Genomic DNA, 10,905 nt, shown 5'->3' with positions numbered 1-10,905 from the left:
CCACCTGCACGCCCACGCCACCCCACCACGGTGGGCACAACCCGTGCCAGACACTACGTCTTGCATAGGATCGCTTAGCTGATTAGAGACGCTGGTCCCACCGATGACGACGGCGGTGATGCTCTCCAGATTCGCCGTCTGGTACGCGTTGGGGTCGGCGTTGGGGATGCGGCCGAGAGCCTGCCAGGCGGCGATGCCGTAGAGGAGACCGGCGGTGACGTAGACCGACAGGATCGTGCGCCGGACGTTGATGCCGGTCAGGCGGGCGGACTCGGGTGGCGTTGCCGACGGCGTAGATGTGCCGGCCCCAGCCCGTCTTGGTGAGCACGTACCAGAAGAACGCGTACAGACCCAGGAGCAGGAACGTCCCCCAGGTGACGAATACGCCGCCGGGTTCGACGCCGCGGCCCCAGAAGCCGAGCAGATCGCTGGTCACCGGATAGCTGCGGGAATCGGAGTAGGGCCTGCTCGTGGCGTAGATGACGCTCAGTGCGCCGAGGGTGACGATGAAGGGCGGCAGGCCCAGCCGGGCACGCCAGCTCGACGCACTGGGCATCCGTGTTCCCGACGTGCGTGCTCCGGTCGCCTCCCTGTCCGCGGGCCAGCGGCAGACCGTGGCGATCTCCCGCGCACTTCTGGGCCGGCCAAAGGCCCTCCTCCTGGACGAGCCCACCGCGGCGCTGGGCCTGCCTCAGACCGGCCATGTCCTCGACCTCGTCGACGAGCTCCGCGAAGAGGGCATCGGGGTGATTCTCATCAGCCACAACCTGGGAGACGTCAAGGCTGTGGCGGACGAGGCGGCGGTGCTGCGGCTGGGCCGCAACAACGGCTTCTTCCATGTGCCGACCACAGCGCAGGACAGGATCGTCTCCTCCATCGTGGGTGCCACGAGCAACGACTGACTGCCGGGCACCGCGCGGCGCACAAGCGCGGGCGGGCCGAGTGGTACCGGTCGCATGTGACGTTGGGGCATGCAGGTGCGCTGGGTACTGCGGGCTGTCTGTGCGAAGGCTGTGGTCCAAGTCGCGGGAGTGAACGGCGAACGTCGCTCTCGACAGCGCGCGCTCGCACGGCGAACCCATGGAACCGGCCGGGATCAACGCCTTTTCACACGGGGAGACATGTGACATCTGGACAGGGAAGAAGCCGCTCGTCGCGACGCGACCACCGCATCGCCACCGCGACCGCCCTCGCGCTCGCCGCACTGACAGGCGGCCTGCTGGTCCCCACCGTCGCGGGCAGCGCCTTCGCGGCGACCGGCGATCGTGCCTCGGTGTCGGGCCGCTACGGGGACTTCAACGGCGACGGCTACGTCGACCTCGCCGCCTCCGCCCCCGACGCCACGGTCGACGGCCTGGCGGGTGCCGGGGCCGTCACCATCGCGTACGGTTCCGCGGACGCGGCGGGCGCCACCCAGGCCGAGCGGGTCACGATCAGCCAGAACACCCAAACCGTCGGCGGCCAGGCGGAGACCGGTGACCACTTCGGATTCTCCGTGGCCATCGCCGACTTCAACAACGACGGCTTCGCCGATCTCGCCACCGGTACCCCGGGCGAGGACGTCGAGGACGACCAGGACGCCGGCATCGTCCAGATCCTCTGGGGCTCGCGCGACGGTCTGCGGGGCAGCGCCACGCTCGACGATCCCACGAACTCCGACCAGGACGCCCACGGGCGGACCCTCGCCGCGGGTGACTTCAACGGCGACGGCAAGGACGACCTGGCCGCCGGCAACACCTCGGCCCAGGCCTGGCTGTACGCGGGCGGTATCACCAACGACGGTACCGACAGCGGTACTTACCCGGTGGGCAACCTGAACGCCTGGGGAGGCGAGGTCGTGGCCCTCACCGCCGGTGACGTCACCGGAGACGGCGCGGACGACCTGCTGGTCAACCATCGCGACCTCTACCGGAGCGGCGCAGACGCGAGCACCCTGGGCCTCCAGCCGCCGGTCGATGTCGCGGGCGGCCGCGACCTGTACTCCTCGGTCTTCGCGGACTTCGACAACGACGGCTACGGGGATGTCGTCGTCGGTCGTGCGGGTGGCCACGGTGGCGAGATCACCTGGATCCCGGGCCGCCCCGTTTCCCAGACCGACCCCACCTGGACGCTGGACTGGGACAGGAGCGCCACCCTCGATCAGGGCGCTTTCGACACACCGGGTGAGAACGGCCTGTACGACCAGTACGGCGCCGGACTCGCCGCGGGTGACATCAACGGCGACGGCTACGACGATCTCGCCGTCGGCGATCCGAACGAGGACACCGACGACGGCACCGGCACCGGCACCGTCGCCGACGCCGGGCACGTGACCGTCATGTACGGGGGCTCCATCGGGCTCACGACCACCAACCGTCAGGTCTTCGACCAGGGCACCGAGGGCGTACCGGGCGACAACGAGGCCGGCGACGGCTTCGGCTCCCGGCTGCTGCTCAGCGACCTCGACGCCGACGGCAGGAAGGACCTGACCATCGCGGCGCTCGGCGAGGACGGCGGAAGCGGCTCGCTCACCACGCTCCTCGGCACGGACAGCACCCTCACGGTCACCGGGGCGCGCAGCCTGACCCCGACGTCCTACCTCCTGTCGACCGACGGCGGGCCGCACCTCGGCAGCAGCCTCCAGGGGCATCCGCCGATAACGCCCCGGCCACTTCCCGAGGCCGGATAGGAACACCCCCGCTGAAGCCGGCCGTGGTCGGCTTCAGCGGGGGTGTTCAGTGGTGGCCGTGTGCGACGGCGTGGCCCTTGCCGCGGCCGATCATCCACTTGTTGACCGGGGTGGTGATCAGGAAGGCGACCGCGAATCCGCCCAGCAGGGCCGACCAGAACAGCCCGTCGGACAGCTGGGCGTCCATCGCTCCCGGGGTGATCGCGACGACGGCGTTGTCGACCAGCTCCATCACCGCGATCGAGACGGTGTCGGCGGCCAGCGCGACCTTGATCGCGGACCTGATGTCCAGGCCGGCCCGGAGAACCGCGAACAGCGTGAGCGAGTAACCGAACAGGAACGCCAGCACGATCGCGAGGATCATGGTGGGCGCGTTGCCCCACATCAGCGCGGTGCCGATGACCATGCCGAGGATCTCGCCGATCGCGCAGCCGGTCAGACAGTGCAGCGTCGCCTTCGCCGCCATGGCCCAGGACGCCCCCGCGTGAGCACCGTGGCCCTCGTGGTCGACGGCGTCGTGCGTGGTGTCGGTGTGCTGAGCGCTGTGGTCCATGACCTTCATCCCCAATTCCCGTCCGGTGTGCCCCGGTCGTAGAGCTCACGGTCGTAGAGCTCACGGTCGTAGAGCTCACGGTCACGAAGATATACCCCTGGGGGGTATGCATCAAGGGTGTTGCCGAGTCGCGGGAGCATTGCCTGCTCCGCGGTAATCCGCGCCCGTGCGGGCCCGTACGGCCGCAGTCTCGTCGTGTCCCGACATCGCGCCGTGGCGCGCCCCGAACGACGGGAGTTCCCATGCCATCGCTGCCCTCATCGCCCTCATCGCCCTCATCGCCCTCATCGCCCTCATCGCCCTCATCGCCCTTCTTGGACTCGCTCTCCGCCGAACTCGCCGCCCTGCGGCCCCGCATGGAGGCCGTCAGCCTCGCCATCCACGCCCGGCCGGAGCTGAAGTTCGACGAGTTCCACGCCCAGCAGGTGCTGACCCGCTGGCTCGCGGAGGAGGGGTTCACGGTCACGTCCGGCGCGGGCGGGCTCGACACCGCCTTCGTGGCGACGCACCACGGGCCGGAGCCCGGGCCGTACGTCGCCGTCCTCGCGGAGTACGACGCGCTGCCCGGCGTCGGTCACGGCTGCGGCCACAACCTGATCGCGGCCGGGGCCGCGGCGGCCGCGGTCGCCGTCGTACGCGCTCTGCCCGCGCACCCGGGAACCGTCGCGGTCATCGGCACGCCCGGTGAGGAGATGGGCGGCGCGGGCAAGATCAGGCTGGCCGAGGCGGGTGTCTTCGACGGGGTGGACGCGGCCGTGATGTTCCACCCGGGGGACCGCTGGCTGACCGGGCGGCCCGGGCTCGCGGCGGCCCATCTGCGGGTCGCGTTCACCGGGCTCGGCGCGCACGCCTCCGTGTCACCGTGGCAGGGGCGCAGCGCGCTGGCCGCCGCGCAGCTCTTCCTCAATGCCCTGGACGCGATGCGGCAGTTCGTGCCGCCGACCGTCCGGCTGCACGGGATCGTCTCGGACGGCGGCCAGGCGCCGAACGTGGTGCCCGCCCGGGCCGCCGTGGACCTGTACGTACGGGACCGTACCGCCGTGTCGACGAAGGCGCTGGTGGAGCGGGTGCGGGCCGCCGCGGCGGGGGCGGCGCTCGCCACGCAGACGGAGGCGGAGGTGTCCGAGACCGGGCCGCTGTACGCGGAGCGGCGCAACAACGCCGTGCTCGCCGAGCTGTTCGGGGACGCGGTGCGCACGCTCGGCGCGGACATCGGGCCGTGCGACCCCGACGCCCCCGCCGGCTCCTCCGACATCGGCAACCTCTCGCAGCTGCTGCCGGTCATCCACCCGTACGTCCAGATCGCCGACGCCGGTACGCCCGCCCACTCCGACGCGATGCGCGAGGCCGCGGCGACACCCCTGGCCCACGACCGCACGCAGACCGCGGCGACCGGGCTGGCGGACGTGGTCGCCCAACTGCTCACGGAACCAGGCGTGTTGGCGGCCGCGCGGGCCGAGTTCGAGGACGTGTCGGTGTGAGCCCGTACACTTCCGATCATGTCGGTCGTGATCGTCCTGGAAGGGGCAGGCCCCGACCGCTTCACGGTGGCCGTGTCCCCGCTCGCGGAACTCGCGGCGAGCCTGCACGTACTGACGGAGTACTCCCACCACGCCGAGCACGCCTCCTGGGCCGAGCGGACCACGAGCGCCGCCCCGCCCGAATTCCGCGCCGGGTTGCGGAGGTTCGCGCCACTGTGGACGGCACTGCGCTGGCGCGGGTTCTATCCGGGCCTGGAGGCGCCCCTGACCACCCTGCCTGCGGACCGTTACGCCGAGACGACCGCGTACACCTGCGCCAGCGGCTACCGCGCCTTCGACTTCGGCCGTGTGCTCCACGACCCGGCGCAGGCACGTGTGCTGCGGCAGGCCGCCTCCGGGCTCCCGGAGCCGCACTCCGCCCTGGCCGAGGATCTGCTGCGCGACCCGGAAGCGCTGCGCGCGGACGTCCTCGGCTTCCTCGACCTGTGCCGCCGTGTCTTCTTCGACGAGCTGTGGGCCGGGACCGAGCCCGTCCTGGCGCGGGCCGCGCACCGGATGCGGCAGCGGCTCGCGGACGAGGGGCCCACGGCCGCCCTGCTCTCGCTCAGCCCGTCGAGCGTCCGCCTGGACAACCCCGCGCGGGTCGTCCTCGACAAGGTGCACCACGGGGTGGTCAGCCCGGCCCGTACGCCGCTGCTGCTGATCCCCACCCGGTACGGCGCCCCGCACCTGCTGGTCAAGGACGAGCCGGGGCTGCCGCCGATCGTGCACTACCCCGTCGACGCCCCGGAGATCGGCGTCACCCTGGCCCGCAGCCGCATGCTGGCGCTCACCGACCCGCACCGGGTGCGGCTGTGCCGGCTCATCGCCCGGCAGGCCATGACCACCGCCGACCTGGCGGACCGGCTGTCGATGACCCGCCCGCAGGTCTCCCGCCATCTGCGCACCCTGCGCGACCTGGGGCTGGTCCGCGTGGAACGCAACGGCCGCTACGTGCACTACGGCCTCGACCTCGCCGCCGTCGAACGCATCGGACGGGACGTGGCCACGGCACTGCAGTACTGACCCGCACCACCGAAGGAACCGGAAGGAAGCTGTGTCCCGTCGTACGAACTCGTCCTGCCTGGGCAGCGCCGTCAAGGGCTACGCGCTGCTGAACCTGTGGGTCCTGGCCGGCTACGCCCTGGCGCTGCCGGTCACCGTGCCCGACCTGATGGCCTCCCAGCAGCCCCCGCAGGAGGTGCACGGCTTCGGCCAGTACGCCGTCCTCTACGGCATACCCGTCGCGGCCGCCGCGGCCGTGACGGCGTACACGTGCCGGACCCGCCCCTGCCCGCCGTGGGTCTTCCTCGCCCGTACGGCGGTCGTCGTCGCCCTGGCCCAGACCGCGGCCCGCTGGGCCGCGACCCGATTCGACTCGCCCGACTGGAGCTCACGCTCCCTGGCCCTGAGCGGGGCGGCCGGCCTCGCCGCACTCCTCTGCCACCAGACGGCACGGTGGTGGGACAACGGCGGCCTCAACCACGGCCGCCGCCGCCCGGCCGCGGGCGAGATCTGGCACGCCCTGGTCCCCTTCCGGGAGTCGGACGGTGAACTGCCCCACTACTGCGTGGTCATGAGACCCCGCCTCCGCCATGTCGAAGTACTCCAGATCACCAGCCAGAACAAGGACGACCGCGCCGACCACATCCGCATCCCCAACGACGGCTGGGACTTCACCTCCGGCAGAGACCACTGGGACGAGACCGGCCTTCCCCCACGGCACGTACCGTACGAGAAGTTCACGAAGGCCAGACCCCAGGGACGCTGCCCGAAACCCACGTGGAAACAACTCCGCGCCGGCCGCGGCGTGCGCGGTGCGGGTGTTCTGCCGGTGCCCAGGTAGACCTGCAGACCTGCAGACCTGCAGACCTCTCGGCCGGTCAGGCGGGCCCGTCCGGGCTTCGGGAGAAGGCCGTGTCGCCGGCCATCGCCACGATCGCGTCCTTGACGAGCAGCACTCGCGGCGGGGTGCCCTGTGCCTTGTCCCCGGGGTCGTCCAGTGCGGAGGTGCGCCACACCTCCGCTCCGGTGCGGCTGTCCAGCGCCAGCAGGCGGCCGAAGCGGTTGGAGAAATAGACCCGCCTGTACGTCGCCGACACCGCGGGCGCGGACAGACTCTCCACGTCCGTCGCCTTCTGCCACAGCTGTCTGCCGCTGTCCGCCGACACCGCGGTGACCGACCCGTTGGACCGGACGAAGTAGACGACGCCGTCCACAAGGGTGGCCGCGCCGCTCAGCGGACGTGCCAGCGGTATGCGTTCGACCTCCCTGGTTTCCGGGTCCACTCGCAGCACCGCGTTGTACGGCCGTTCGTACCCGGCTTCGTACACGTCCTTCGCGGTCTGGGGGGCGAGGAACACGGGTTGCCCGCCGACAGCACCGAGAGCTTCCGCCTTCTGGGGCAGTGTGGCGGTTTCGGTCAGGCTGTCGGGTTCGAGCTTCATCAATTCGACCGGGGCCTGGCCGGGCTCGGTGCCGGCCGAGCACAGGGCGTAGGGGACGCCGCCCAGCGCCGACGGAGTGCAGTACTCGTCCAGCGAAGGCGCCTGCCACAGTTCCTTGCCGGAATACCCGTAGGCGACGAACGACGAGTAGTCGGGAGACAGGGTCAGCAGTCCGCCGTCGTACAGGACCGCGTCCTCGGTCCCGTTGATGTCGCGCTGCCACTGCCGCTGCCCGGTGTCGGCGTCGAGGGCCACGACGCGCCTGGTCGTGTCGTCCGGATCCTCGTACACGTAGACCAGCCCGTCGTGAACGCCGATCGGCTGCACTCCCTGAGGACGGGTGCCGGTCCGCCACAGGGTGCGGCCGGAGGCCGCGTCGATCCGGGCGGCCGTGAAGCCCGTACCGCCGCAGAACAGGGCGCTTCCCTCCGACACGCAGCCAGGGCTCTGGTAGTCGAGAGGGGCACCCTTCACGTCGTACCGCAGCTCCTTCTGCCACGGCCGCCAGCCGTCGGGCAGCGACGCGGCACGGGCGGAGGCCGTGGTGGTGGCGTCGGAGGCGTCGGTCGGGGCGGTGGCCTGGGAGGCGGTGGTCGTGTCCCGGCTCGACACGAAGACACCCACCCCGACACTCAGCCCCGTCACGGCCAGCGCCGTGCCGAGGCCGGTGAGCAGCATCCGGGTTCGGCGTCCCCGCCCGGTGCCGGTCGTGGTGCCCGCGGAGGTGGTGGCCGCGCCACGAGGAGTGGGGCGGGGCCGGGGTTTCGCGGACCCCCCGGCCTTCGGGGGCGCGGTGGCGTCGGATTCCGGCAGTGCCTGGAGCATGCGATCCAGCTGCGCCAGTTCCGGCCGTGCGGCCGGGTCCTTGTCCAGGCAGCGTTCGACGATGCCCAGGAACGCTTCGGGCACCCCGTCGAGGTCCGGGGTCTCGTACATCACCTGATAGCCGGTCATGTACGGGGTGTCGGCGTCGAACGGTCCTGCGCCGACGGCCGCGAACACCAGCAGTGACCCCAGCGAGAACACGTCCGAGGCCGGGGTGACCTCTCGGGGAGAGGCCAGTTGTTCCGGCGACATGAAGGGCGGAGTGCCGATCACCCGCCCGGTCATGGTGAGGCTCTGGTTGTCGGAGGCGCGCGATATGCCGAAGTCGATGACGCGCGGCCCGTCGTCGGTCATCAGGACGTTGGCCGGTTTGAGATCCCGGTGCACCAGGCCCGCCCGGTGGATGTCGCGCAGCGCCTCGGTGAGCCCCAGCCCCAGAGTGCGCAGTTCCCGCTGGCTCAGCGGGCCGTTCTTCGCCACGACTTCGGCAAGGCTGAGTCCCGGCACGTAGAGCGTCGCCATCCAGGGCCGGTCGGCGTCCGGGTCGGCGTCCACGACAGGCGCGGTGAAGGCTCCGCTCACCCTGCGCGCTGCCGCGATCTCCTGCCGGAAGCGTGTGCGGAACTCCTCCTCCTGGGCGTAGGACCCGTGCACGAGCTTGACCGCGACCTGCCGTCCCGAGGCGGAGACTCCCAGATAGACGACTCCCATGCCGCCCGCCCCGAGCCGACCGAGGAGGGTGTACCCGCCTATGGACTCCGGGTCCCCAGTGCTCAGGGACGTCATCGCCGATCATCCTTCCCCAGCGCCGGCCTGCCTTACGGGGATCAGAGTAGGCCTACGTCCAGTGGGGTCACTTCCAGGTGGCCAGGTATGCCCGCGGTTCGGGCCGTCGTGCCGGGCGAGGTGGGGTCGTACGCCTGTCCGGTCCGGATCTGTGCTCCGTCCGTCTCCTGGATCAGCTCGGTCCGAGGATGATCGCCTGACCGCCGGCGGGGGCCATGGCCACGGTGAGAGCCGTCTGCGCGGTGACGGTCCGGGTGCTGACGACGACGGGGGTCTGGTAGGGGCTGGTGCCCGGGGTTCCGTCGGCGTGGATCGTCGCCGTGTAGGTGCCGGTGCCCAGGAAGGACAGCGGCAGCGACAGGGTCCGGGCCGTCTCGTTGGTCATCGCGCCGAGGTACCAGGTGGAGCCGCGTCGGCGGGCCACCGCGATGTACTGGCCGATCGATCCGGTGAGGGTGCGGCTCTCGTCCCAGGTGGTGGGGACGGCGTTGAACCAGGGCAGTCCGGGCCAGTTGGCGGTGTTGGTGTACTTGGACGGTTTGTCGTACCAGAAGAGGAAGTTGAGGGGCTGGTAGTACACCGCGGCCATCGCCATCTGGTGGGCGTTGGTCGTCTTGTTGCGGGACTGGCCGTAGCAGATCGTGTAGTCCAGGGGGCCGCCTATGTTGCGGGCGAAGGGCAGTGTGACGTTGTGGGTGGCCGTGGGGAAGTTCTCGTTGCCGCGGACGCCCTCCAGGCTGATGTAGTTGGGGTAGGTGCGCTCGTAGCCGAACGGCCGGACGTCGTCGTGCATGTCGATCAGCAGGCGGTGCTTGGCGGCGGTCTTGGCCCAGCCGGTGATCTGGTTGGTCATCGCCTGGGTGCCGTCGTTGAGGAAGCCGAGCTTGATGCCGGTCACGCCCCAGCTCTTGTACAGGGCGAAGAGGGAGTCCGCGTCGGACAGGGCGAGGCGGTTGACGTAGAGGAAGACCCCGATGCCCTTGCCCGTGGCGTAGGAGATGACGGACGGCAGGTCGATGGCGTCGATGGGCTTCGTCGCGTCCGGGGTGCTGAACTCGGGCCCGTACCAGCCGGCGTCGTACTCGACGTAGTCGATGCCGCGGGCCACGGCGAAGTCGACGCCCTCGATGCCGGCGGCGGTGGTGAGTTCGCAGCGGAAGACCTTGCCGGGCTTGATCCAGGAGGTGTCGGCAAGGGCGCTGGGGGAGGCCAGGTTGAGGACGAGTTCGGCGTTGTCGACGAGTTCGGCGTGGGTGGAGCCGATCACCACCGCGCGCCACGGGGTGGCGAACGGTGTGGTGACGGTGGAGGCGGTCGCGACCGGGCCGCTGCCCCGGGCGGTGTGCTCCATCAGGAAGGCGGAGAGGGCGGTCGGCTGTCCGGACACCGAACTGAGCATCAGCCGGGGGAAGTTCACCCGGGACGACTCACAGATGCAGGCGATGACGCCGCTGGACAGGGTGGCCGTCAGGGGCAGGTCGGTGAGGGGTCCCTGGTCCGTGCTGGAGGTGCCGGTGACCGGGATGGAGCCCGGCGCGACGGGGGTGTACTCGTTCTCGTCGCGTGCGCTGTAGACGGTGGTGCCGCCGGGGAAGACGAACGTCGTCAGTTCGTCGGCGATGGTGGCGGTGCCCGTGTCGAGCAGGACGTGGCGGAGCGCGACACCGGCGTTGTAGGCGCGGGCCTGGACGCTGAAGCGGATGCCGGAGACGTTGTCCCGGAGGTTCCAGCGCTGCTCCTGGTAGTGGTCGGTGACGGTCCCGTTGCGGCCGTAGACCGGGCTCCAGGTGGAGTTGAGGGTCCAGTGCTGGTTCTGGGTCACCGTGACGTCGGTGCCGAGAGTGGTGCCGTCGCTCAGCCCGATGCCGAGGGCCGAGGTGTCGATCACCTGGCTGCCGCCGCGCAGGACGGACCACTGGAGCGCTCCGCCGACCACGGACAGGGTGACGGACGTCCTGCCGTCGGGCGAGGTCGCCCTGACGGAGGCGTCCGCCGCGTAGGCGGGCCCCGTGGTCGCGAGCCCCGCCGCGGCCAACCCGAAGGTGACGGCCGTGCCCTTGAGCATTCCGCGGCGGGACAGTGCTCTGACGTGCTCGTCTCTCATGG

7 protein-coding genes and 2 pseudogenes are annotated in these 10,905 nt (G+C 70.9%); 5 read left to right on the top strand and 4 right to left on the bottom strand.

Features of this window, described 5'->3' with window-relative positions; genetic code table 11:
- Positions 1–231 (bottom strand): annotated as a pseudogene (locus ACLZN2_RS40660) (hypothetical protein); the annotation flags it as partial.
- Between the two features lie 296 nt (positions 232–527).
- On the opposite strand from ACLZN2_RS40660, the pseudogene ACLZN2_RS40655 reads away from it, so the two are divergent.
- Positions 528–902: pseudogene (locus tag ACLZN2_RS40655) on the top strand (ATP-binding cassette domain-containing protein); the annotation flags it as partial.
- Positions 903–1,123: 221 nt separating this feature from the next.
- Positions 1,124–2,668 (top strand): FG-GAP-like repeat-containing protein, encoded by a 1,545-nt coding sequence (locus ACLZN2_RS40650; protein ID WP_416984694.1) that lies wholly within the window; start codon positions 1,124–1,126, stop codon positions 2,666–2,668.
- Positions 2,669–2,714: 46 nt separating this feature from the next.
- Here ACLZN2_RS40650 and ACLZN2_RS40645 read toward each other — a convergent pair whose 3' ends face one another.
- Entirely contained in the window at positions 2,715–3,221 is a 507-nt protein-coding gene (locus tag ACLZN2_RS40645; protein WP_416984692.1) for a DUF4396 domain-containing protein, read from the bottom strand.
- Between the two features lie 314 nt (positions 3,222–3,535).
- On the opposite strand from ACLZN2_RS40645, the gene ACLZN2_RS40640 reads away from it, so the two are divergent.
- From ACLZN2_RS40640 to ACLZN2_RS40630, 3 genes are read left to right on the top strand one after another with little or no spacing between them, the layout of a single operon-like run.
- Positions 3,536–4,702 carry a M20 family metallopeptidase gene (locus ACLZN2_RS40640; protein ID WP_416984691.1) on the top strand — a complete coding sequence of 389 codons (1,167 nt, stop codon included), beginning with the start codon at positions 3,536–3,538 and terminating at the stop codon, positions 4,700–4,702.
- 18 nt (positions 4,703–4,720) lie between these two features.
- Entirely contained in the window at positions 4,721–5,767 is a 1,047-nt protein-coding gene (locus tag ACLZN2_RS40635) for a DUF5937 family protein (RefSeq protein ID WP_416984690.1), read from the top strand.
- A 31-nt stretch (positions 5,768–5,798) separates the two neighbouring features.
- Positions 5,799–6,587 carry a hypothetical protein gene (locus tag ACLZN2_RS40630; RefSeq protein WP_416984689.1) on the top strand — a complete coding sequence of 263 codons (789 nt, stop codon included), beginning with the start codon at positions 5,799–5,801 and terminating at the stop codon, positions 6,585–6,587.
- 37 nt (positions 6,588–6,624) lie between these two features.
- On the opposite strand, the gene ACLZN2_RS40625 is transcribed toward ACLZN2_RS40630, so the two are convergent.
- Both ACLZN2_RS40625 and ACLZN2_RS40620 read right to left on the bottom strand, forming a co-directional pair.
- Positions 6,625–8,799, bottom strand: a complete 2,175-nt coding sequence (locus tag ACLZN2_RS40625) for a serine/threonine-protein kinase (protein WP_416984688.1) — start codon at positions 8,797–8,799, stop codon at positions 6,625–6,627.
- A gap of 172 nt (positions 8,800–8,971) precedes the next feature.
- Complete coding sequence (locus ACLZN2_RS40620; protein WP_416984686.1) at positions 8,972–10,903, bottom strand: glycoside hydrolase family 97 catalytic domain-containing protein; 1,932 nt, start codon at positions 10,901–10,903, stop codon at positions 8,972–8,974.
- Positions 10,904–10,905 lie beyond the last annotated feature (2 nt).

Origin of the sequence: Streptomyces sp. T028 (assembly GCF_048159505.1) — a bacterium.
Taxonomy (GTDB): domain Bacteria; phylum Actinomycetota; class Actinomycetes; order Streptomycetales; family Streptomycetaceae; genus Streptomyces.
This window is presented reverse-complemented; position numbering and strand designations above follow the sequence as displayed.